Origin of the sequence: Kitasatospora sp. NPDC088548 (genome assembly GCF_044753005.1) — a bacterium.
In the GTDB taxonomy this organism is placed as follows: domain Bacteria; phylum Actinomycetota; class Actinomycetes; order Streptomycetales; family Streptomycetaceae; genus Kitasatospora.
The window spans coordinates 1-22,348 of record NZ_JBIVMI010000024.1; the positions used below are offsets into that span (position 1 = coordinate 1).

The 22,348-nt window shown below is 72.8% G+C and carries 14 protein-coding genes, 3 pseudogenes and 1 riboswitch; of the genes and pseudogenes, 5 read left to right on the forward strand and 12 right to left on the reverse strand.

Going from position 1 to position 22,348, the window contains the following annotated elements; all coding sequences use genetic code 11:
• Together ACIP82_RS26825 and ACIP82_RS26830 are read left to right on the forward strand one after the other, a co-directional pair.
• Positions 1-102: pseudogene (locus ACIP82_RS26825) on the forward strand (ABC transporter ATP-binding protein); the annotation flags it as partial.
• 46 nt (positions 103-148) lie between these two features.
• Positions 149-2,707: an FtsX-like permease family protein gene (locus ACIP82_RS26830; protein WP_363607013.1), complete on the forward strand. Its 2,559-nt coding sequence runs from the start codon at positions 149-151 to the stop codon at positions 2,705-2,707.
• A 222-nt stretch (positions 2,708-2,929) separates the two neighbouring features.
• Here ACIP82_RS26830 and ACIP82_RS26835 read toward each other — a convergent pair whose 3' ends face one another.
• The 7 genes and pseudogenes from ACIP82_RS26835 to ACIP82_RS26865 all read right to left on the reverse strand — a co-directional run bounded on the left by ACIP82_RS26835 (position 2,930) and on the right by ACIP82_RS26865 (position 11,026).
• Positions 2,930-4,300 carry an NAD(P)/FAD-dependent oxidoreductase gene (locus tag ACIP82_RS26835; protein WP_363607012.1) on the reverse strand — a complete coding sequence of 457 codons (1,371 nt, stop codon included), beginning with the start codon at positions 4,298-4,300 and terminating at the stop codon, positions 2,930-2,932.
• 428 nt (positions 4,301-4,728) lie between these two features.
• Complete coding sequence (locus ACIP82_RS26840) at positions 4,729-5,670, reverse strand: Ppx/GppA phosphatase family protein (protein WP_363607011.1); 942 nt, start codon at positions 5,668-5,670, stop codon at positions 4,729-4,731.
• Between the two features lie 161 nt (positions 5,671-5,831).
• Positions 5,832-6,344, reverse strand: a pseudogene (locus ACIP82_RS26845) (DUF501 domain-containing protein); the annotation flags it as partial.
• Positions 6,316-6,798, reverse strand: coding sequence for a septum formation initiator family protein (locus tag ACIP82_RS26850; RefSeq protein WP_363607010.1), 483 nt, complete (start codon positions 6,796-6,798; stop codon positions 6,316-6,318). The gene ACIP82_RS26850 and the pseudogene ACIP82_RS26845, both read right to left, overlap by 29 nt.
• Before the next feature lie 139 nt (positions 6,799-6,937).
• On the reverse strand, positions 6,938-8,224 hold the full coding sequence (eno, locus tag ACIP82_RS26855) for a phosphopyruvate hydratase (RefSeq protein WP_363607009.1): 1,287 nt from the start codon (positions 8,222-8,224) through the stop codon (positions 6,938-6,940).
• Positions 8,225-8,468: 244 nt separating this feature from the next.
• Entirely contained in the window at positions 8,469-9,356 is an 888-nt protein-coding gene (locus tag ACIP82_RS26860) for a transglycosylase family protein (RefSeq protein ID WP_400656960.1), read from the reverse strand.
• Between the two features lie 5 nt (positions 9,357-9,361).
• Positions 9,362-9,533, reverse strand: a riboswitch (cyclic di-AMP (ydaO/yuaA leader).
• A gap of 224 nt (positions 9,534-9,757) precedes the next feature.
• Positions 9,758-11,026: a cytochrome P450 gene (locus ACIP82_RS26865; protein WP_363607006.1), complete on the reverse strand. Its 1,269-nt coding sequence runs from the start codon at positions 11,024-11,026 to the stop codon at positions 9,758-9,760.
• Between the two features lie 156 nt (positions 11,027-11,182).
• Here ACIP82_RS26865 and ACIP82_RS26870 point away from each other — a divergent pair, with 156 nt between their 5' ends.
• The gene (locus ACIP82_RS26870) at positions 11,183-11,605 is read left to right on the forward strand and encodes an SDR family NAD(P)-dependent oxidoreductase (RefSeq protein ID WP_363607005.1); all 423 of its coding nucleotides are present in this window, start codon (positions 11,183-11,185) and stop codon (positions 11,603-11,605) included.
• 46 nt (positions 11,606-11,651) lie between these two features.
• On the opposite strand, the gene ACIP82_RS26875 is transcribed toward ACIP82_RS26870, so the two are convergent.
• The gene (locus ACIP82_RS26875) at positions 11,652-12,671 is read right to left on the reverse strand and encodes a MazG family protein (RefSeq protein WP_363607004.1); all 1,020 of its coding nucleotides are present in this window, start codon (positions 12,669-12,671) and stop codon (positions 11,652-11,654) included.
• 83 nt (positions 12,672-12,754) lie between these two features.
• Positions 12,755-13,351: a hypothetical protein gene (locus ACIP82_RS26880; protein ID WP_400656964.1), complete on the reverse strand. Its 597-nt coding sequence runs from the start codon at positions 13,349-13,351 to the stop codon at positions 12,755-12,757.
• A gap of 455 nt (positions 13,352-13,806) precedes the next feature.
• On the opposite strand from ACIP82_RS26880, the pseudogene ACIP82_RS26885 reads away from it, so the two are divergent.
• Positions 13,807-14,232, forward strand: a pseudogene (locus ACIP82_RS26885) (phosphatase PAP2 family protein); the annotation flags it as partial.
• A gap of 90 nt (positions 14,233-14,322) precedes the next feature.
• Here ACIP82_RS26885 and ACIP82_RS26890 read toward each other — a convergent pair.
• The 3 genes from ACIP82_RS26890 to mfd all read right to left on the reverse strand — a co-directional run bounded on the left by ACIP82_RS26890 (position 14,323) and on the right by mfd (position 20,349).
• Positions 14,323-15,051 carry a response regulator gene (locus ACIP82_RS26890; protein WP_400656966.1) on the reverse strand — a complete coding sequence of 243 codons (729 nt, stop codon included), beginning with the start codon at positions 15,049-15,051 and terminating at the stop codon, positions 14,323-14,325.
• Complete coding sequence (locus ACIP82_RS26895) at positions 15,035-16,516, reverse strand: sensor histidine kinase (RefSeq protein ID WP_400656968.1); 1,482 nt, start codon at positions 16,514-16,516, stop codon at positions 15,035-15,037. Before ACIP82_RS26895 ends, ACIP82_RS26890 begins: the two co-directional genes overlap by 17 nt.
• A 203-nt stretch (positions 16,517-16,719) precedes the next feature.
• On the reverse strand, positions 16,720-20,349 hold the full coding sequence (mfd, locus tag ACIP82_RS26900; RefSeq protein WP_400656971.1) for a transcription-repair coupling factor: 3,630 nt from the start codon (positions 20,347-20,349) through the stop codon (positions 16,720-16,722).
• Positions 20,350-20,956: 607 nt separating this feature from the next.
• Between mfd and ACIP82_RS26905 the strand changes: the two genes are divergently transcribed.
• Positions 20,957-22,270 (forward strand): nucleotide sugar dehydrogenase, encoded by a 1,314-nt coding sequence (locus ACIP82_RS26905; RefSeq protein WP_363606998.1) that lies wholly within the window; start codon positions 20,957-20,959, stop codon positions 22,268-22,270.
• Positions 22,271-22,348 lie beyond the last annotated feature (78 nt).

Here is a 22,348-nt window from a genome sequence, read left to right on the forward strand (position 1 = left end):
TTCCTCGCCGACGGCCGCATCGTCGACGAACTCGTCAACCCCACCGCCGACACCGTCCTGGACCGCATGCGCCGCTTCGACGCCAAGGGCCGTACGAGCTGACGCTCCGCCGGCAGCCGCCCGTCCCTACCTGACCCCAGGACACCCCATGTATCGCACCGCACTGCGCAATGTGCTGGCCCACAAGGGCCGACTGCTGATGACGGCACTGGCCGTCATGCTGGGCACCGCCTTCGTGGCCGGCACCATGGTCTTCTCCGACACCTTCGGCAAGGCCATGCGGGACAGCAACTCCAAGAGCTACACCGACGTGTCGGTCCAGATCGTCGACCGGGCCGCGGGCTCCTCCGCCAGCGCCCGGGAGAAGAGCGACAAGAGCTCGGCCACCCTGACCGACGCCACGGTCCAGCAGCTCGCCGCGCTCCCCGGCACCGCCCAGGCCCGCGGCGTGGTCAGCGGCTTCACCGGGGTCGCCGACCGCAGCGGCAATCTGATCGGCAAGGCGTGGAGCGCCAAGGGCGCCAACTTCGCCCCCGGCCAGGACGGCAAGGACCCGCGTTACCCGATGGCCGAGGGCCAGGGCCCGAAGACGGCCAAGGAGATCGCGCTCGACCGCAAGACCGCCGACAAGGGCGGCTACAAGGTCGGCGACACCGTCCGGCTCGCCTCCAACGGCCCGGTGATCGAGGCCCGGCTGACCGGCATCTTCACCACCGACGACCCGGTGGTGAACACCGGCGGCACGCTCACCCTGTTCGACCGCGCCAGCGCCCAGCAGCTGCTGCTGGAGCCGGGCCGCTACAGCAGCATCGTGCTCGCCGCCAAGCCCGGCACCACCGAGGACGCGCTGCTCTCCCAGGTCCAGCCGAAGCTCCCGGCCGGCCAGCAGCTCAACGCCGAGACCGGTCAGCAGCTCAAGGACGACGAGCAGAAGATGATCACCAGCGGCACCGAGAGCATGCGCACCATGCTGCTCGCCTTCGCCGGGATCTCACTCTTCGTCGGCATCTTCATCATCGCCAACACCTTCACCATGCTGGTCGCCCAGCGCACCAAGGAGCTCGCGCTGCTGCGGGCGATCGGTGCCAGCCGCAAGCAGGTCACCCGGTCCGTGCTGATCGAGGCCCTGGCGATCGGTGCCCTGTCCGCCGCGGCCGGTCTGGTGGTCGGTGTCGGCATCGGTGCCGGGCTGCAGTCCCTGGTCGGCGCGATGGACAGCGGGATGCCCAGCGGCCCGCTGGTGATCAAGCCGCTCACCGTGGCCGTCACCCTGGTGGTCGGCATCGTGGTGACGGTGCTCTCCGCCCTGCTGCCCGCCATGCGGGCCTCCCGGATCGCCCCGGTGGCCGCGATGAGCAGCGGTGACCAGCCGAGCAGCCAGAAGAGTCTGGTGGTCCGCAACACGATCGGCTCGATCGGCGCCGCCGGCGGCGCCGCGCTGATCGCCTACGGCGCGTCCACCGGCAACGGCGACGGCCGGATGCCGGTCGCGGTCGGCGCCGTGCTGGCCCTGGTCGGCGTCTTCGTCCTGCTGCCGCTGCTCTCCCGCCCGGTCATCGCCCTGATCGGCCCGGTCCTCGGGAAGCTGGCCGGCATGCCCGGCAAGCTCGCCCGGCAGAACGCGGTGCGCAACCCGCGCCGCACCGCGGCCACCGCCGCCGCGCTCACCATCGGCCTGACCCTGGTCAGCGGTCTGACGGTGATCGGCGCCTCGGTCGGCGACGCGATAGACAAGGCCGTCACCAGCTCCCTGAAGGCCGACTACCTGGTCGGGGCCGCCAACGGCATGAGCCTCTCGGACAAGGTCCCGGCCGAGATCGCCAAGACCCCCGGGGTGACCGCCTCCTCGCCGTTCACCACCGTCTACTGGGACCTCAACGGCAAGAACCAGGAGATCACCGGGCTGAACCAGGACTCCTTCGACAAGCTCGTCTCGGTCAAGCTGACCAGCGGCTCCACCGCCGGGCTCGGCCAGGGCCAGATCCTGATCGACGAGGACGTCGCCAAGAACGGCAACCTCACCACCGGCTCGACCGTCAAGATCACCTACCCGGACGAGTCCACCGGCCAGGTCACCGTCGGCGGTGTCTACCAGAAGGGCGGGATGGTCGGCGGGGCCGCACTGGCCAACAGCGAGATCGTCAAGCACGATCCCCAGCCCTACATCAGGAACGTCCTGGTCAAGGGCGCCGACGGCGCCACCGACAAGCTGAAGCAGTCGCTCAAGGACGCCACCGGCGCCAACCCGGTGATCGAGGTCCAGTCCAAGCAGGACGTCCGCGACGAGTTCAGCCAGACCATCACCTTCGCGCTGAACATGATGTACGGACTGCTGGCGATGTCCGTGATCGTCGCGATCCTCGGGGTGATCAACACGCTGGCCATGTCGGTCTTCGAGCGCAAGCGCGAGATCGGGATGCTGCGGGCGATCGGCCTGGACCGCTCCGGCATCAAGCGGATGGTCCGGCTGGAGTCCGTGGTGATCTCGGTCTTCGGCGCCGGCATCGGTGTCCTGCTCGGCTGCTTCATGGCCTGGGCGATCAACGGCACGCTGAAGTCGAGCCTGCAGGGCCTCACCACGGTGCTCCCCTTCGGCCAGCTGCTGCTCTTCCTGGCACTGGCCGGCGTGGTCGGCCTGGTGGCCGCCTTCTGGCCGGCCCGCCGGGCCTCCAAGCTGGACATCCTGGAGAGCATCAAGACCGACTGACCGCCGGCCGGGGAAGGCCGGAAGCCGGGGAGCCGGGAAGCCGGGAAGCCGGGAACGGGAAGTCCCCCGCCGGAGGGTTCGGCGGGGGACTTCCCGTACTTCTTGTACTCCGCCCGGTCGCACGGGCCGGCTGAGCACCACGGAGGTCGTGGTCCGGCGGCGTTGCCGGGCGGAGGGCCTCCGACTCATACCCCGACGCTCCCACGCCGGGGTGTCAGTCGCTTACTTGCTGGCGAGTTCCTTGTCCGCGGCCGGCTTGGCCGCCACGGCGGGCTTCGGCGCGGGCGCCGTAGCCTCCTGGAACGCCTCGAACGGCTTCTCCATCTGCGACAGGCCGACGGCCTCGCGCTTCAGGAACACGGCCAGCGTCCAGTCGGTGAAGACGCGGATCTTGCGGTTCATGGTCGGGACCATGGCGCCGTGGTACAGGCGGTGGAACCACCAGGCCGGACGGCCCTTCAGCTTGTACTTGCCGAAGAGGATCGCCACACCCTTGTGCAGGCCGAGACCGGCCACCGCACCGAGGTTCTTGTGCTTGTACTCGGACTGCGGGAAGCCGCGCATCCCGGAGATGACGTTGTCGCCGAGGACGGCGGCCTGACGGACCGCGTGCTGCGCGTTCGGCGGGCACCAGGCGCCCTCGCCGGCGGCGAGGTCCGGCACCTGGGCGTTGTCGCCGGCGGACCAGACGTAGTCGAAGCCCTGGACCTGCAGGGTCGGGGCGGTGTCGACGTGGCCGCGCGGGCCCAGCGGCAGGCCGAAGTTGGCCAGCACCGGGTTCGGCTTCACACCGGCCGTCCACACGATGGTGGAGGCATCGGCCTCGACGCCGTTCTTCAGCACGACGTGCTGGTCGACGCAGGAGTCCATCGAGGTCTCGATGTAGATCTCGATGTTGCGCTCTTCGAGCTTCTCCTTGGTCCACAGACCGAGGTCCGGGCCCATCTCCGGGAGGATGCGGTTGGCCGCCTCCACCAGGATGAAGCGCATGTCGTCACGGCTGACGGTCCGGTAGATCTTGGCGGCGTCGCGCGCCATGTCCTCGATCTCGGCGATCGTCTCGACACCGGCGAAGCCACCGCCGATGACGACGAAGGTCAGCGCCTTGCGGCGGACCGCCTCGTCCGTGGTGGACTCGGCCTTGTCCAGCTGCGCCATGACGTGGTTGCGGAGGCTGATGGCCTCCTCGACCGTCTTCATGCCGATGCCGTGCTCCGCCAGACCCGGGATCGGGAAGGTGCGGGAGACCGAGCCGGTCGCGACGACCAGGTACTCGAAGGGCAGCTCGTACGAGTCGCCGGCCGCCGGCTGGATGGTGGCGACCTTGCGGGCGTGGTCCACACCGGTGACCGCACCGGTGAGCACCTCCGCCTTCTTCAGGGCGCTGCGCAGCGGGGCAACGAGGTTGCGGGGCGCGACGTTGCCGCCGGCCGCCTCGGGGAGGAAGGGCAGGTACGTCATGTACGACCGCGGGTCGACGACCGTGACGGTCGCTTCGCCGTAACGCATCTTCTTGAGGATGCGCATCGCGGCATACAGGCCGACGTAACCACCGCCGACAATGAGGATGCGAGGACGCTCCGTGGTGCTCATATCCGAAAGTATCCAGCACCGTTCGGAGCAGCCTTCGTGAGCCCAGTCACAAGCTTCTGGACACCCTGTGCTACACTTCGCGGCCCATTTCCCGGCTCAGGAGTACAGCCCCACCACCCACCGGAGCCACGGGAGAGCACGCGCGTTCGAATGACCCGGCTGAGCAGCAACGATCCGTGCCGCGCCTGGGTTCCCGTGCATGATTTCGATTTTCAAACCCCCAGGGGAGCCTCACCTACGATCCAACGGTCGGCACGCCGGACGGACCTTTGGTCCCATATTTCGGACGGAGTGGGCCAACGACTGCGACGAATGACTGGATCGTCATGTGAAGAAATTCACGAACTTTCCCGCACGGCCCCGGGCGCGCCCCGGCCCCGGAGCCCCGATCGGGGCTCCGGGGCCGGAGAGGTAAGGCCCGCGGAAGGTCAGCGGGCAATACTCCAGGCGATGCCGTCCAGGATGTCGTGCTCGCTGACGACCACCTCGGCGGCGCCCGTCCGCTCCATGATCTCCAGCAGCTCCAGCGCGCCGGCCGCGATCACGTCCACCCGGCCGGGGTGCATCGACGGGATGGCCGCGCGCTGGGCGTGGGTGGCGGCCAGCAGCTCGTCGGCGATCCGCGCCACCCGCTCCCTGGTGATCCGCGAGTGGTGGATCACCTCGGAGTCGTACACGGGCAGGTCCTGGGCGATCGCGGAGACCGTGGTGACCGTCCCGGCCAGGCCCACCAGGGTGGCCGCACCGGTCAGCGGGACGGTCTCCTCGGCCTTGTCCAGCTCGGCCGCGATGTGTGCCCGGGCGGCGGAGATCTGCTCCGGCGTCGGCAGCTCGGCGCCGCCGAAGTGCCGCTCGGTCAGCCGGACGCAGCCGATGTCCACCGAGCGGGCCGCCTGCACGTCCCGCGTGCCCAGCACGAACTCGGTGGAGCCGCCACCGAGGTCGAAGACCAGATAGGGCGCCGGGAACTGACCACCGGTGAACTCCTTGGTGGCGCCCACGAAGGAGAGGTGCGCCTCTTCGTCGCCGCTGACCACCTCGGGCTCGACACCCAGGATCCCGCGCACACCGCTGATGTACTCGTCGCTGTTCTCGGCGTCCCGGGAGGCGCTGGTGGCGACGAAGCGGGTCCGGTCCGGGCCGACGCCGAGCCCGGAGATGACCTCCGCGTACTCGCGGCAGGCCGCGAAGGTGCGGGCCAGCGCGTCCGGGTGCAGCCGTCCTGTCCGGTCCACGCCCTGGCCCAGCCGGTTGATGACCATCCGGCGGTCGAGGTCGGTGATCTCCCCGGTCTCCGGGTCCAGGTCGGCGACCAGCAGCCGGATCGAGTTGGTGCCGCAGTCGATCGCGGCGACCCGGGTGACGCTCATGCGCCGGCCTCCCGGTCGTCCTGGCCGGCCTCCTCGGCGGCGCGCTTCTTCGCGGCGCGCTCCTCGGCCTTCCGCTGCTTGGCGGCGATCACGGCCTCGTGGTCGTGCTCCTTGGCGCGGTTGCGCGCGACCCGCCCACCGGCGGCCTCGACCTCGTCGGCGGAGACGCACGGGCCCTTGGCCCACCAGTCCTCCAGCATGCCGATCGCCTCGTCACCGAGCGGGTTGACGCCCGGTCCGGCCGCCAGCGAGTGGCCGACCAGTACGTGCAGGCACTTCACCCGGTCCGGCATGCCGCCGGCGCTCGGGAAGCCCTCCAGCACCTCGATGGCGTCCCGGCGGGCGATGTAGTCCTCGTGCGCCTTCTGGTAGGCGGCGGCCAGCTCCGGGTCCTCGGCGAGCCGGGCGGTCTGCTCCTTCATCACGCCGTCCGCCTCCAGGGTGCCGATCAGCGAGGCGGCCTTGGGGCAGGTCAGGTAGTACAGGGTCGGGAACGGCGTGCCGTCCGCGAGCCGGGGGGCCGTCTCCACGACGTCCGGGTTGCCGCAGGGGCAGCGGTGTGCGACCGCGCGCAGTCCGCGCGGGACCCGGCCGAGCTGCGCGGCGATGGCCGCGACGTCGGAGTCGGAGACGGTGGGGTGGTTCTCAGTGGTCATGGGGGGAGCTGTCTCCAGCGAGGGCGGGGGCGGGTGGAGAGGGCGGGGCCAGGGCGGCGGTGTCGGCTGTGTCGGCGGCGTCGACCGAGTCCCAGACGCTGGCGTACCAGGGCTTGGCCGCCGTCACCGGGCCGTGGGCCGCGCCCTCGGAGGGGGCGGGCGAGCTGACGGAGGACTTGGTGGCGCCCTGGCCGGCCGGGTCCACCGCGATGTACGGGGTCTCCCCCGGCATCGCGTAGTGCAGCCGGGCGCGGGCCTGCGCCTTGACGTACTCCGGGTCCTGCCAGCGGGCCTTCTCCCGGCGCAGCTGCTCGACCTGCTGCCGGGTGTGCTCGGCCTTCGCCCGCTGGGCGGAGATCTCGGAGCGCTGGGAGATGAACTGGCGGGTCGGGTAGGCGAGGATCGCCACCAGCGAGCAGAGCACCAGGACGAGGACGGTCGCCCGGCTCGTGAACCGGGGACGGGCCGCCAAGCCCGGAATCCTCCAGCCTGCCATCTCCCGATTCCCCTCCTGGTCGCGACGGTGCCCCGCCGTCCACCCTACGGGGTGAACGGCGGGGCACCGGTCAGGCGTGCGCTACCGGACGGCCGAGGGACCGGGCCGGAAGGGCTCAGCCCTCGTGCTTGAAGCGCGGGAAGGCGCCGCGGCCGGCGTACTCGGCGGCGTCGTCGAGGATCTCCTCGATGCGCAGCAGCTGGTTGTACTTGGCGACGCGCTCGGAGCGGGCCGGGGCGCCGGTCTTGATCTGGCCGCAGTTGGTGGCGACGGCCAGGTCGGCGATGGTGACGTCCTCGGTCTCACCGGAGCGGTGCGACATCATGCAGCGGTAGCCGTTGCGCTGGGCCAGCTCGACGGCGTCCAGGGTCTCGGTCAGCGAGCCGATCTGGTTCACCTTCACCAGCAGCGCGTTGGCGGTGGCGGTCTCGATGCCCTTGGCCAGGCGGACCGGGTTGGTGACGAACAGGTCGTCGCCGACCAGCTGGACCTTGTCGCCCAGCTTGACGGTCATGGCCTTCCAGCCGTCCCAGTCCGACTCGTCCAGCGGGTCCTCGATGGAGACCAGCGGGTAGGCGGCGACCAGCTCGGCGTAGTACTCGATGAGCTCGTTGGCCGAGAGCGCCTTGCCCTCGAACTGGTAGGCGCCGTCCTCGTGGAACTCGGAGGCGGCGACGTCCAGGGCGAGCGCGATGTCCTTGCCGGGCACGTAGCCGGCCTTCTGGATGGCCTCGACGATGAGGTCCAGGGCCTCGCGGTTGCTGTCCAGGTTCGGCGCGAAGCCGCCCTCGTCACCGAGGCCGGTGGACAGGCCGCGCTCCTTCAGCACGCCCTTGAGGGTGTGGTAGACCTCGACGCCCCAGCGGACGGCCTCGGAGAAGGACTCCGCGCCGATCGGGGCGATCATGAACTCCTGGATGTCGACGTTGGAGTCCGCGTGCGAGCCGCCGTTGAGGATGTTCATCATCGGGACCGGCAGGACGTGCGCGTTCGGGCCGCCCAGGTAGCGGAACAGCGGCAGGTCGCTGGCCTCGGCGGCGGCGTGCGCGACGGCCAGCGAGACGCCCAGGATGGCGTTGGCGCCGAGCGAGGACTTGTCCGGGGTGGCGTCCAGGTCGAGCATGGCCTGGTCGATCAGGCGCTGCTCGGTGGCGTCGTAGCCGACCAGCTCCGGGCCGATCTGCTCGATGACGGCCAGAACGGCCTTCTCCACGCCCTTGCCGAAGTAGCGGTTCTTGTCACCGTCGCGAAGCTCCAGCGCCTCGAAGGCGCCGGTCGAGGCACCCGACGGGACAGCGGCACGGCCGGTGCTGCCGTCGTCGAGGCCGACCTCGACCTCGACCGTGGGGTTCCCACGCGAGTCGAGAATCTCACGGGCTACGACGACATCGATGGACGGCACGAGGCATCTCCTAGCGGAAGCAGGGGTCCGGCTGACGGTGATGATGTCGGCGGGACAATTGCGGAGTCGTTACGACCAGAGCCTAACCGCACGGGCTCTCAGGGCCACGCTGACCTCGGTCCCGTCTCAGCGTGTGGCCTGCCTACCCACCGGTAGTTCACCTGGTTGCCCCATGGACGGGGCCGGAAGCGGGCGAAGGGGGCCGAATCCGGCCCCCTTCGCCCGCTGTCGCCCGGTGCGGGACTCAGCCGAGGGTGAGCACCTGGCCGGGGACGATCAGGTTCGGGTTGCCGCCGACGGTGCCGCGGTTGCCGTCGTACAGCGCCTGCCAGCCGCCGGAGACGCCCTGGGCGGCGGCGATGGTGGACAGCGTGTCGCCGGACTGGACGGTGTAGCCGTGACCGCTCTTCGGCGCGGCGGCCGGGGCGCTCTGGGCGGCCGCCGGGCGGAAGTCCTGGCTCGCGGCCTGGCCGGCGTACTGCTGGTAGACGCTCTGGTGGCTGGTCCAGTACCAGGCACCGTTGTTCTGGTACCAGTACACCTTCGCGTCGGCGTCCCAGCCGGCCTTGCCGGAGAAGCCCGGGGCCTGGGTGTTCTGCTGCGCGGGCTGGGCGGGCTTCGCGGCCGGCTGCGGGGCCTGCTGCTGGACGGGCTTCTGCGCGGGCTTCTGGGCCTGCTGCTGAACCGGCTTCGGCTGGGCCGGCTTCGGCGCGGCGGGCTTGGCGGCGGATGTGTCGACCGCGGCCGGGGCGCCGCCCTTGGTCAGGCCGGCCTTCTGGGAGCAGACCGGCCAGGCGCCCGGCCCCTGCGAGGCGAGGACCTTCTCCGCGACCGAGATCTGCTGGGCCTTGCTGGCCTGGTTGGCCTGCGCGGCGTACGCGTTGCCGCCGTACGCCTTCCAGGTGCTGGAGGTGAACTGCAGGCCGCCGTAGAAGCCGTTGCCCGTGTTGATGCTCCAGTTGCCGCCGCTCTCGCACTGGGCGACCGCGTCCCAGGTGGAGGCGGGGGCGGCCGAGGCACCGGAGGCGGTGAGGAGCGGCATCGCGAGTCCGACGCCGGCCACACCGGCGACGGCGATGGCCTTCTCGGCCTGGGTACGACGACGGTGACGGCCAGTTCCAACGAACAGCATGAAGATGTCCCTCTCCGCACGCCTGCGAGGTGAGCTGTCGGGTTCGGACCGGGAGGTGGCCCGGCCGCGTCACGCGGAACGTCTCGGCCCGCGCGGGCGGCTTCACCCCAAGCCGTGGGGGACGGCAACAAACCTGGTTCCCCCGCCCCTGCCCAAGGGTTCTGGTCGATTTCCCGTGACGCGGCGGGCAGGATTCGGCGTCCCGCGCACGAGGTCCGCAGCAGCGGACTCCAGGGAGGTTAGACAGATCATCACATCAATCACAAGCTCATATCGCCCACATCACACATAAATTACGGCCCGTGGTCATGCGCCTACCAACCGAGGTGCTATGTCCGGTTTAATGGTGATTCAGGCCACGTGGAGCGGGTCGACGGCACCCGACTGACGCGCCGGAAACCTCAGTCGACGGTCTCGGACGACGGCCTCTCCGGGGTGAATTCGACCGGCAGTTCACGAAGTCCACGCATGATCAGACCACCGCGCCACCGCAGATTCTCCGGGCTTTCGGCAAGCCGCAGATCGGGCAGCCGGGAGAGCAGCGTGGCCAGTGCGGCCCGGCCCTCCAACCGGGCCAGCGGGGCGCCGATGCAGTAGTGGATGCCGTGCCCGAAGCCGAGGTGCGGGTTGTCCGTCCGGGCCAGGTCGAGGGTGTTCTCGTCGGAGAACCGCGCCGGGTCCCGGTCCGCCGCCGCGAGCACCACCAGCACCGGGTCACCGACCGGGATGTCCACCCCGCCGATGGTCAGCGGGGTGGTGGCGAACCGCCAGGTGGCCAGCTCCACCGGGCCGTCGTAGCGCAGGAGTTCCTCGATGCCGGTCTCCAGCAGCGCGGTCTCGCCGCGGACGATCGAGTCCTGCAGCAGGGCCCGCTGGCCGGGGTTGCGCAGCAGCGCGTAGGTGCCGTTGCCGATCAGGTTGACGGTCGTCTCGAAGCCGGCGAAGAGCAGGATGAAGGCCATCGCCGCGGCCTCGTTCTCGGTCAGGTGCTCGCCGTGGTCACTGGCCCGGATCAGACCGGAGATCAGGTCGTCGCCGAGGTCGGCCCGCTTGCGGTGGATCAGCTCCAGCAGATACGCCCGCATCTTCCGTACCGCGCGCCCGACGCCACCGCGCTGACCGCCGCCGTGGCGGATCATCATGCCCGCCCAGTCCCGGAAGTCGTCCTGGTCCTCGGACGGCACGCCGAGCAGGTCGCAGATCGCGTAGATGGGCAGCGGGAAGGCGAACTCGTGGATCAGGTCCGCCGAGCCGCGCTCCGCGAAGCCGTCGATCAGCCGGTCGGTGAGCTGCTGCACCCGCGGCTCGAACTCGGCCACCCGGCGCGGCGTGAACGCCTTCGACACCAGCCGGCGCAGCCGGGTGTGGTCCGGCGGGTCGATGTTCAGCAGGTGCGTCATCAGATCGGCCTGCCGCTCCCCCGGAATGCCCACCCGGCCGGTGCGGTGCGCCTGCCCGCTGTGGTGGGCGGGGTTCTTGGAGAGCCTGCCGTCGGCGAGCGCCTGCCGGGCGTCCGCGTACCTGGTCACCAGCCAGGCCTCCACCCCGCTCGGCAGGGTGGTGCGGTGCACCGGCGCGTGCTCGCGCAGCCACGCGTACGCGGGGTACGGGTCGGCGGCGAACTCCCAGGTGAAAAGCGGCGGGCGGGCGGAATCGGGCTGAACTGGCATGGGACGACCGTATCCGGTGGGTAAGTCCGGCCCGGCAGGCGTGAGCCTGGTCACCTGAGGGGTAATCCCTGTTGCGGAGGGTCAGGACGTGCCTACGATCCTCCAACGAAAAAATGTGGGCGACGGTGCGGTGCCGTCCACTGGAAGGAGCGCACCATGCGGGTAGCCGGGGCAGTCGTGGTCATCGCCGTACTCGACGGCGGGTCGGGTGCCGACCTCGCCCGCCGCTTCACCTCCGCCGGCGCCTCCGGGGTGCTCGTCGCCGACCTGCGGGTCGGCATCGCCGAGGACCTCGCCGCCGAGCTCGACCGGCCGGGCTGCCCGGTCGTCGGCGTCTGCGGCGACATCCACCGCCCGAGCGACATCGCCGCCCTGGTCGACACCGCCGAGAAGCACCTCGGCCCGATCGACCTGTTCTGTGTGGCCGGTCCGGACGGCGAGCGGATCATCTCGCTCGCCGAGCTGCCCGACCACCTCGACCTGGAACGGCTCGCCGAGCTGCTCGCCCTGGTCGGCGAGGCGATCGGTGAGGTCGTCCCGCCGCAGCGCCGGCCGGTGGAGAGCGTCCAGCCCGTCTGACCCCTGCCGGGACTGCCCGGGCGGCCGGCCGCCCGGGCAGTCCCGGCTACTCGGGCTTCAGTCCCTCGGCCGCGCGCACCGCGTCCCGGTAGCCGCGCGCCGCCGCCCGCAGCGCGGCGTCCACGTCCACCCCCGCGTCGTGCGCCCGCTGCGCCACCGCGAGCAGCAGCCTGCCCGCCGACTCCGCCGTGAGCTCGGCGGGCAGCTCGTACGGCTCGTCCGGCACGCCCGTGAAGCCCGCCCGGCGCGCCCGCGACACCAGCTTCGCCGCGTACGCCAGCGCGGGCAGCCCGGCCGGCACGCCGTCCAGCACCGACTCGCGCTCGGACTTCTCGGCGGCCTTCAGCTGCTCCCAGTTCGCCTCCACCTCGGCGGCGCCCTCGGCCTCGACGTCCCCGAACACATGCGGGTGGCGGTACATCAGCTTCTCGACGATGTCCCCGGCCACGTCGTCCACCGAGAACGGGTCGGTGGGGTGCTCCTCGGCGATCCGGGAGTGGAAGAAGACCTGGAGAAGGACGTCCCCCAGCTCCTCGCGCAGGGTGTCGCGGTCCCCCTCCTCGATCGCCTCGACCAGCTCGTACGCCTCCTCCACCAGGTACTTGACCAGACTGGCGTGGGTCTGCTCGGCGTCCCAGGGGCAGCCGCCGGGCGAGCGGAGGCGGTCCATCACGGAGACCAGGTCGAGCAGCCGGGCGCCCGGCAGGTCGTACGAGCCGGGCAGCACCTCGATCTCCGGCACCTCGCCCGCGTGCTCGACCGCGAGACGCGCCAGCGCGTCGGTCAGGCCAGGGTCGCCGTCCGGGCCGCCCAGCCAGACCGTCGGGCCCGCGCCGGGCGCCGGCTCGGTCAGCAGCCGGGCGAGGGCCGGCGCCGAGCCGGCCGGCACGAGGTCCACCTCGACCCCGGCCTGGCGCACCGCGGCCAGCTGGGGGTGGTCGGCGTCGGCCGCCAGCACGCGCCCGGCCGTGCGCAGCGCCTCCCAGGCGGGCCAGGCCAGCAGGCCGGGGGCCACCCGGTGGGTGGTGGTGAGCAGGATCAGCTTCGCGGGCGGAGGATTCGTCACCCTCCGAACCTACCCGGCCCCGGTGGCCCGCCGCGTCCCGGTTTCGGGCGGCGGTCCGGCGAGGCGGCGGGGCGGGGCGGGCCCTACCGGGCCAGCCAGGGCGGGGCGTCGGGGAGCAGCACCGCCCGCTCCGCGTCCCAACCGCCGTAGCGGGGGTTGACCCGCAGGTGGAGCGTGGTGGCGGCATCGGCCAGCGCCCGGCGGACGGTGGCGTCGCCCGCCGGGGTACCGGCGTCCTGCCCGGCCGCGGCGGCGAGGCCGCGGATACCCAGCTGCCGCCGGTAGTAGGCGTCGGCCCCGGCCGCCGGGACGCCGCGCGCGACCAGCACCCGGGCCAGCGGACCGGCACCGCCGTACCGGCCCTCCTCCGCAGCCCGGACCGCCGCGACCTCGGCGCCGCCGACGGCCAGGCCGCGGTCGGCCACCGCCCGGGCGACCACCGCGTCGAGCACCAGGTCCGCGACGGCCCGCCGCACCAGCCCGTCCGCCTGCTGCCGGACGTCCGTCGACGCACCGCCGGGCGCGGCCCGCAGCTGCGTCACCCGGGCCTCCACCGCGCCGACCGGGATCCGCCGGCCGTCCAGGACCACCGCCGTACCCGCCGTCAGGCCGTCGCTCCCGCAGGCGGCCAGCGCCGAGACGGCGAGCAGGACACCCGCGGCGGCGGTCCGACGGTGCATGGCTGGTCTCCGGGGGTGGCGGCGGGCCCGGCCGGGCGTTTCCCCGAGGGTAGGGCGGCCGTGCGCCCGACGCGCGGACCGTGGCCCGAACGGCTCAGCGGAGCGGGAGCCCGGCTGTCAACCCTGACGATCGTCCAGGGTCCCGTCTGACTTTCGGGCCGGGCCTCCGGCGTCGGCCGCTCCTACCGTCGGTGAGCATGAGGAGAACGGTCAGGACGTACACGACCACGACGGGAACGGCCGCCGCCGACACGGCCAGGACGACGGGTGCGACGGGTGCGAGAGTGGCGTCGGCGGTGGCCCTGCTGGGGGCGGGCGCCGGCGTGGTCGGGTGGCTCGCCCCGGCGGGCGGCGGCGAGGAGGCACCGACCCGGGTGGTCGGCGGCCCGTCCGTCACGGGCTACCGGCGGGTGGTCGAGGCGGTCGCCGACGCACCGCACTGGCTGGGCTCGCTGATGGAGCCCGCCACCGAGGCCGGGCTGCTGGTGCTCGGTCTGCTGCTGGCGCTCCGCTGGTGGACGGCGCGCGGTCGGCGCGCCGCCGGACCGGTCGCGGGGGTCGTGCTCACCGGCCTCGGCACGGTGCTCGCGTACGGCACCAGCGAGGTGCTGAAGCTGATCGTCGACGAGGAGCGGCCCTGCCGTGCGCTGCCCGGGGTGCCGGCCGTCGCCGAGTGCCCGCCGCCGGGCGACTGGTCCTTCCCCAGTAACCACGCGACCCTGGCCGTCGCCCTGGCCACCGGCCTGGTGCTGCTGCGGCCGCGCTGGGCCCTGCTCGTCATACCCGTCGGCGGCGCCACGGCCGCGCTGCGGGTGGCGGCCGGGGTGCACTACCCGCACGACGTGGCCGCTGGGGCCGCCCTGGGCGCCACCGTCACGGCGGCGGTGGTCGTCGCGCTGCTCCCGCTCGCCACCGGGGCGGTGTCCGCGCTGGGCGGCGTGCCGTTGCTGGGGACGCTGCTGCTGGCGCCGTCAGTCGCGCGGGCCACCCGCGCACGAACCGCCGACGGTCAGGCCGGCCTCGTGCGCGAGGACGGCGGCGGCCGCGCGGTTGGCCACGCCGAGCCGGGCCAGGATGGAGCTCACATGGGCCTTCACGGTGCCTTCCACCACGCCGATCCGGCGGGCGATCTGACCGTTGGACAGCCCGGCGGCGATCAGCGTCAGCACGTCGCGTTCCCGGACGGTCAGCCCGGCCACCTGGTCCCGGGCGGCGGTCCGGCGGTCGGCGGGCCCGCCCGCACCGCCCGCGGCGAGATGGGCGACCACCCGCGCGGCCACCTGGGGTGAGAGGTAGGCGGCGCCGTCCGCCACCGCCCGGACGCCGGCGATCAGTTCCTCCGGCTCGCCGGACTTGATCAGGAAGCCGTTGGCGCCGCCGCCGAGGGCCCGCAGGATGTAGTCGTCCTCGCCGAAGGTCGTCAGGATGACGATCCCGGTGGCGGCGCCGGTCCGGCGGATCTCGGCGGCGGCGGTGAGACCGTCCGCTCCGGGCATCCGGATGTCCAGCACCACGACGTCCGGCCGGTGCCGCCGGACCAGTTCGACGGCGTCCCGGCCGTCCCCGGTCTCGGCGACGATCTCGATGCCCGGGTCGGTGCTGAGCACCGCGCGCACTCCGGCCCGGACCATCGGCTCGTCATCGGCGATCACCACACGAATCGTCACCGCCCGCCTCCCGCGTTCACCGGAGCAGAGCATCGAGCGAGACCAGCACCTGCCCCTGGAAGCAGAGCCGGTACGCGTCGCCCGACCAGTCGACCAACAGATCCGCGGACATCGCGTAGTACTCGCATTCGACTCCCTCTCCCGACGGGGCCGGCGGCACCGCCGCCATGGCGGGCGGCCGGTAGGTGAGCTGACGCTCCGGCAGGACGCCTCGCACGGAGGCCCGGTCCTGACCGACCCGGAGCGACGCGTAGCCGGCCGGGTCCAGCACCGCCTGGCTGGTGACGTGGAAGGCCCATCCTCGCACGGCGAGCACCAGCACCAGGCCGGTCGCCAGCGGCACCAGAACCGCCGCCGCCAGCCCCCGGACCACCCGCCGCCGGGCGCGCCGGAGCTCCCCCGCCGTCTCCGCCGTCCGGGTCTCCGCCACCCGTACGGAGGACGCGGGACCAGGGGCGGAGCCAGGGCTGAGGGCGGAGCCAGGACCGGGGGCGGGGGCGGTGTTCGCGGGGCGGACCCGCGGCAGGCTCGCCACCACCTCGAAGCCGCCGTCGGGCCCCGGGCCGTGGGTGAAGACCCCGCCGGCCAGCCGGACCCGCTCGGCGAGTCCGATCAGCCCGCGTCCACCGGTCGCCGGCGCCGGCGCGGCCGGGGACGGCCCGTTGGCCACCCCGACCCGGGCCCCCTGCGCCGAGTACCCCACCTCGACGGTGACCAGCGCCCGCGGTGCGTGCTTGGCCGCGTTGGTCAGCGCCTCCTGCACCACCCGGTAGGCGGCGTGCTCGGCCGCCCTCGGCAGCCCGTCCGGCTCGCCCGTGACGGCCAGCCGGACGTCCAGGCCGGCAGCCGCGGCCTCGACGACCAGTTGCGCGATGGACGCGTCGGCCGGACCACGGGGGGCTCCCCCGTCGTCGTCCCGCAGGACGCCGATGACCTCGCCGAGCCGTTCCACCGCGACCGCGGCGCCCGCCCGGATCTCCTGGGCGGCCTCCCGGTGCGGCGGTGCCAGGCCGGGTGCGAGCTTGAGTGCCCCCGCCCGCAGGGCGATCAGGCTGAGATCGTGGCCGAGCGCGTCGTGCATGTCCTGGGCGATCCGGGCACGTTCCCGCAGCCGGGCCTGCTCCGCCACCAGCCACTGCTCGCGCTCCAGCCGCTCGGCCCGCTCCCACCCGGCCCGCACCAGCTCCTGCGACTGGCGCCAGAACCGCCCCAGCAGCCACGGCCCCATCGCGACGCACACCGAGAGCAGGACGAACCTCGTCCCGAGCACGAACCACCGCGGCACCACCGCCACCGCCACCAGCCCGACGGCGACCAGCCCGGCGAACACCGCGACGGCCGACCGGGCCCGCGCCGTCCGCCGCCCCGCCAGGAACGCGGCCGCCGTCGCGGGCAGCGCCCACCAGAGACTGAACACACTCCACCCGGTCGCCGCCGCCGCCACCGCCAGCAGCCCGCCGTCCAGCCACCCGTCCCACCGCTGTCCACCTGTTCGCACGGAGACGACAGTACGGAAGGGCGGCGCGGGGCGGATCTGTCGAAAGTCATGCCCGCGGGTGCGGGAGACCGGGGGGCCCGCCGGCAAGTCCCGGTCACTGGAGGAGGGTGCGCACGCGTGCCCCACCCGCGCAACACGCAACGGCGGCCCCGGGCAGTTCGCCCGGGACCGCCGCCCCCCCGGGGGCAGACCCCCGGCGCCCGCTACTTCTTCGCCCCCGCCAGGTCGTCGAACATCGCCGACAGGAACTCACCGCACCAGCCCAGCAGTTCACGCCCGACCAGCGGCTTGCCGCCGATCCGGCCGGTCGTCGGCCGGGGCACCAGCAACTGCCGGGCGGCGGCCTTGACCTGGCTGCGCGGGTAGAGCCGGTTCAACCGCAGCTGCTGCGACTCGCGCAGCTCCACCGGCCCGAACCGGACGTTGGAACCCTGCAGGGTGATGTCCGAGATGCCGCACCGGCGGGCGTACAGCCGCAGCGCCGCCACCATCAGCAGGTTCTCCACCGCCTCGGGCAGCTTCCCGTAGCGGTCCACGAGTTCGTCGCGGACCTGGGTGATGTCCGCCTCCGAGTTGACCGCCGCGATCGAGCGGTACGCCTGGAGCCGCAACCGCTCGCCCGGCGCGTAGTCGTGCGGCACATGGGCGTCCACCGGCAGCTCGATCTTGACCTCCAGCGGCTCCTCCTCCGGCTCGCCGCCGCCCGCCAGCGACTCGCGGAACTCGGCCACCGCCTCGCCGACCATCCGCATGTAGAGGTCGAAGCCGACCCCCGCGATGTGCCCGGACTGCTCCCCGCCGAGCAGGTTGCCGGCGCCGCGGATCTCCAGGTCCTTCATCGCCACGTACATACCGGCGCCCATCTCGGTGTGCTGGGCGATGGTGGCGAGGCGCTCGTGCGCGGTCTCGGTCAGCGGCTTCTCCGGCGGGTACAGCATGTACGCGTACCCGCGCTCGCGGCCTCGGCCGACCCGGCCGCGCAGCTGGTGCAGCTGCGAGAGCCCGAAGGTGTCGCCGCGCTCCACGATCAGGGTGTTGGCGTTGGAGATGTCGATGCCCGACTCCACGATCGTGGTGGAGACCAGGACGTCGAACTCCTTCTCCCAGAAGTCGACGACGACCTTCTCCAGCTGGGTCTCCCCCATCTGCCCGTGCGCGGTGGCGATCCGCGCCTCGGGGACGAGGTCCTTCAGCCGGGCGGCCGCCTTGTCGATCGACTCCACCCGGTTGTGGATGTAGAACACCTGGCCCTCGCGCAGGAGTTCACGCCGGATCGCGGCCGAGATCTGCTTCTCGTCGTACGGGCCGACGAAGGTCAGCACCGGGTGCCGCTCCTCCGGCGGGGTGGTGATGGTGGACATCTCGCGGATCCCGGTGACGGCCATCTCCAGGGTGCGCGGGATCGGGGTGGCCGACATGGTCAGCACGTCGACGTTGGCGCGCAGCTTCTTCAGCTGCTCCTTGTGCTCGACGCCGAACCGCTGCTCCTCGTCCACGATGACCAGGCCGAGGTCCTTGAAGCGGGTCTCCGAGGAGAACAGCCGGTGGGTGCCGATGACGACGTCCACCGAGCCCTCGAACAGGCCCTCCAGGACGGCCTTCGCCTCGCCGTCGGTCTGGAACCGGGAGAGCGCCTTCACCGTCACCGGGAAGTTCGCGTAGCGCTCGGCGAAGGTGGAGAAGTGCTGCTGCACCAGCAGCGTGGTCGGCACCAGCACCGCCACCTGCTTGCCGTCCTGCACCGCCTTGAACGCCGCCCGCACCGCGATCTCGGTCTTGCCGTAGCCGACGTCGCCGCAGATCAGCCGGTCCATCGGGACGGACTTCTCCATGTCCGCCTTGACCTCGGCGATGGTGGTCAGCTGGTCGGGCGTCTCCGCGTACGGGAAGGCGTCCTCCAGCTCGCGCTGCCACGGGGTGTCCTGGCCGAAGGTGTGGCCGGGGGCGGCCATCCGGGCCGAGTACAGCTTGATCAGGTCGGCGGCGATCTCCTTGACCGCCTTCTTGGCCCGCTGCTTGGTCTTGGCCCAGTCCGCGCCGCCGAGCCGGTGCAGGGTCGGGGCCTCGCCGCCGACGTACTTGGTGACCTGGTCCAGCTGGTCGGTCGGCACGAAGAGCCGGTCGCCGGGGTGGCCGCGCTTGGCCGGCGCGTACTCCAGCACCAGGTACTCGCGGGTCGCGCCCTGCACGGTGCGCTGCACCATCTCGACGTAGCGGCCGACGCCGTGCGCCTCGTGGACGACGTAGTCCCCGGCGGCCAGCGCCAGCGGGTCGATCGCGTTGCGGCGCCGGGACGGCATCCGGCGCATGTCCTTGGTGGAGGACTTCTGGCCGGACAGGTCGGTCTCGGTGATCACGGTCAGCTTGAGCGCCTCGTCGACGAAGCCGTGCTCGATCGAGCCGCAGGAGACATGGACGACGTCCCGGGTGGGCGCCTCGGCGAGGTCGGCGACCAGCCGGGCCGGGATCCCCTCGTTGCCGAGCACCTCGGCGAGCCGGGAGGCCGGGCCGTGCCCCTCCGTGACCATGACGACCCGCCAGTCGGCGGCCAGCCGTTCCTTGGCGTCGGCGATCGCCCGGGCGGTGTCACCCCGGTACGCCTCGACCGCGTGCATGCCGAGGGTCAGCGTGTTGGCGTCGAACTCCAGGACGGAGTCCACCGAGGACTCGCTGGTGGCGAACGGGCTGACCGACCACCAGGGCAGGCCGATCTCCTCGGCGTGCTCGCGCACCTCGGCCAGCGAACGGAGCGAGGCGGCGGAGACGTCGATCGCCTCCAGGTCGATCGGCCGGTCCCCGCCGGCCGCGGCCGCCACCCACGAGGCGTGCAGGAACTCCTGGCTGGTCGCCACCAGGTCGGCCGCCCGGGTGCGGACCCGCTCGGGGTCGCAGACCACGGCGACCGAGCCGAGCGGGAGCACGTCCATCAGCAGTTCCATGTCGTCCACCAGGACGGGTGCCAGCGACTCCATGCCCTCGACCGCGATGCCCTCGGCGATCCTGTCCAGGATCTCGGCCAGCCCGGGGTGCTCGACGGCCAGCGCGGCGGCGCGCGTCCGGACCTCGTCCGTCAGCAGCAGCTCACGACAGGGCGGCGCCCAGAGACCGAAGTCGGCGATCTCCAGCGAGCGCTGGTCGGCGACCTTGAAGTAGCGGATCTCCTCGACGTCGTCGCCCCAGAACTCCACCCGCAGCGGGTGCTCCTCGGTCGGCGGGAAGACGTCCAGGATGCCGCCGCGCACCGCGAACTCGCCGCGCTTCTCGACCAGTTCGACCCGGGCGTAGGCGGCGGCCGACAGCCGCCGGGCCACCTCCTCCAGGTCGTGCGACTCACCGCGCCGGACCGCCACCGGCTCCAGCTCGGCCAGCCCCTTCACCTGCGGCTGAAGCACCGAGCGGACGGGGGCCACGACGACCTGCACCGGGCCTGCCGCCGGGTCGTCCGCGCGCGGGTGCACGATCCGGCGCAGCACGGCCAGCCGGCGGCCGACGGTGTCCGAGCGCGGCGAGAGCCGTTCGTGCGGCAGCGTCTCCCAGGCCGGGAACTCGGCCACCGCGTCGGGTGGCAGCAGCGAGCGGAGCGAGGCGGCGAGGTCCTCGGCCTCCCGGCCGGTGGCCGTGACGGCCAGCACCGGCCGGCCGCGCTCCCCCGCCGCCTGCGCGGCGAGCCCGCGGGCCAGCGCCGCGACGGCGAACGGTCTGGCGGCGGGCGGGCCGACCAGGTCCAGGTGGCGGCGGCCGCCGGCGGCGGCACCGCTGGCGGTCGCGGCCTCGATCGCCTCGGCGAGGGCCGCGTCCCGCGCGACGACATCGAGCAGTCCGGTCAGGCTCATCTGGAGTCTCTTCTTCGTCCCGTGGCTGGTGCTGCCCCCGGGCGACGAAGGCCCGCCGGGGCAACGCGAACGGCCCGGCACGCCGTGCGGCCGGGGGTCTCCAGCCTACGCCGCGGCGCAGACGCGCACGCGGCGCACGGCCACGGCACGGCCGGGGCGCGGCCGGGGCGCGGCCGGGGCGCGGCCGGGGCGCGGCCGGACCACCGGCCACCGGGCCGCGCACACGGCTTCGCGATCTGCCACGAACTGGACATACTCCTGTCACTGGCCGTCCATGGAGATCGCGCACCATGGTGAATGTGCCCGCCGCACCCAACCGTGGGGGATGGCTGTGGCGGCACAGTCGCACACCCGATGGGGGTCGGGGGTGCGAGGCCGGGCGACCCTGGGTGGGGGCGCCCGCCCAAGCGCCGGGAACCGTGGCGTCCTTTCCTGGAGGACGCCACGGGTCTCGGCCTCGTCCGCTCCGCGCCGCCGCGCCCGGACCGCCCGCCCGTTTGCCCGAACGCGCACGCCGCCCCGCCACCGCTCCCTACCCTGTTGTGAAGGCCGTGTGGGGACGCTCCGGAGGGGTCTGGGGGCGTCGCGATGGAGGGGGTTCTTCGTCATGCGCGTTGTCATCGCAGGCCAGGGCTATGTGGGGCTGCCGCTGGCGGTCCGCGCGGCCGAAGTGGGGCACCGGGTGGTCGGCTACGACGTGGACGAGCGCCGGATCAAACGGCTGGCGGTCGGCGAGTCGTACGTCGAGGACATCCCCTCCGAGCGGCTGCGCCCGCTGCTGGAGAGCGGCGGCTATCTGCCGTCCGCCGACCCGGCCGACGTGGCGGGCTTCGACATCGCGGTGATCACCGTACCGACGCCGCTGCGCGACGGGGTGCCCGACCTGTCCTGCATCGAGTCCTCGGCCCGGCTGCTCGCCCAGCACCTGCGGCCGGGGGCGACGGTGGTCCTGGAGTCCACCACCTACCCGGGCACCACCGAGGAACTGCTCGCGCCGCTGCTGGAGGAGGGCTCGGGCCTGACCGCCGGCCGGGACTTCCACCTCGGCTACAGCCCCGAGCGGATCGACCCGGGCAACCCGACCTGGCGGCTGGAGAACACCCCGAAGGTGGTCTCCGGTGTGGACCCGGCGGCCCTGACGGCCGTCGAGGGCTTCTACGGACAGCTGGTCGAGCGGACGGTACCGGTCTCCTCCTGCAAGGAGGCCGAGCTGACCAAGCTGTTGGAGAACACCTTCCGCCATGTGAACATCGCGCTGGTCAACGAACTGGCGATGTTCGCGCACGACCTCGGGATCGACGTCTGGGAGGCGATCGACGCCGCCTCGACCAAGCCGTTCGGCTATCTGCGTTTCACCCCGGGGCCGGGCGTCGGCGGGCACTGCCTGCCGATCGACCCCTGCTATCTGTCCTGGCGGGTGGAGCGGGCACTCGGCCAGTCGTTCCGCTTCGTCGAGCTGGCCAACGACGTCAACAGCCACATGCCCGACTACGTGGTGCGGCGGCTCGCCGAGGCGCTGAACGAGCGGCGGCGCTCGGTGAAGGGGTCGCGGGTGCTGCTGCTCGGGCTCGCCTACAAGAAGAACACCGGGGACGCCCGGGAGACGCCGGCCGCCCGGGTCGCCGAACTGCTGACCAGGATGGGCGCCGAGGTCCGGGCCGCCGACCCGCACGTGGTGGTCGGGGTGCACGTCCCGGAGCCGGTGATCCCCGGCCAGCGGGCCGCCGAGCAGGATCCGCACGGCGATCCGTTCGCCGCCGTCCGCCGGGTGGAGGCGACACCGGAGGAGCTGGCGGCGGCGGACGCGGTGGTGCTGCTCGCCGACCACGACGAGTTCGACTACGAGGCCGTCACCACGCACGCCCGGTACGTGCTGGACTGCCGCCGCCGGCTGTCGGGCGCCGCGGTCGAGGTGCTGTGACCGGGCCGGGAGGGCGACCACGGGATGGTGCCGGGCGTCCGCACCCGCCCGGCACCCCGTGGAGGACAACGGCTCGCG

Excerpts from the sequence above, each read along its gene's own strand:
- ACIP82_RS26830 (WP_363607013.1), top strand. The coding sequence starts at position 149 with ATGTATCGCACCGCACTGCGCAATGTGCTGGCCCACAAGGGCCGACTG.
- ACIP82_RS26835 (WP_363607012.1), bottom strand. The coding sequence starts at position 4,300 with ATGAGCACCACGGAGCGTCCTCGCATCCTCATTGTCGGCGGTGGTTAC.
- ACIP82_RS26840 (WP_363607011.1), bottom strand. The coding sequence starts at position 5,670 with ATGAGCGTCACCCGGGTCGCCGCGATCGACTGCGGCACCAACTCGATC.
- ACIP82_RS26860 (WP_400656960.1), bottom strand. The coding sequence starts at position 9,356 with ATGCTGTTCGTTGGAACTGGCCGTCACCGTCGTCGTACCCAGGCCGAG.
- ACIP82_RS26865 (WP_363607006.1), bottom strand. The coding sequence starts at position 11,026 with ATGCCAGTTCAGCCCGATTCCGCCCGCCCGCCGCTTTTCACCTGGGAG.
- ACIP82_RS26870 (WP_363607005.1), top strand. The coding sequence starts at position 11,183 with ATGCGGGTAGCCGGGGCAGTCGTGGTCATCGCCGTACTCGACGGCGGG.
- ACIP82_RS26880 (WP_400656964.1), bottom strand. The coding sequence starts at position 13,351 with ATGCACCGTCGGACCGCCGCCGCGGGTGTCCTGCTCGCCGTCTCGGCG.
- ACIP82_RS26890 (WP_400656966.1), bottom strand. The coding sequence starts at position 15,051 with ATGCTCTGCTCCGGTGAACGCGGGAGGCGGGCGGTGACGATTCGTGTG.
- mfd (WP_400656971.1), bottom strand. The coding sequence starts at position 20,349 with ATGAGCCTGACCGGACTGCTCGATGTCGTCGCGCGGGACGCGGCCCTC.
- ACIP82_RS26905 (WP_363606998.1), top strand. The coding sequence starts at position 20,957 with ATGCGCGTTGTCATCGCAGGCCAGGGCTATGTGGGGCTGCCGCTGGCG.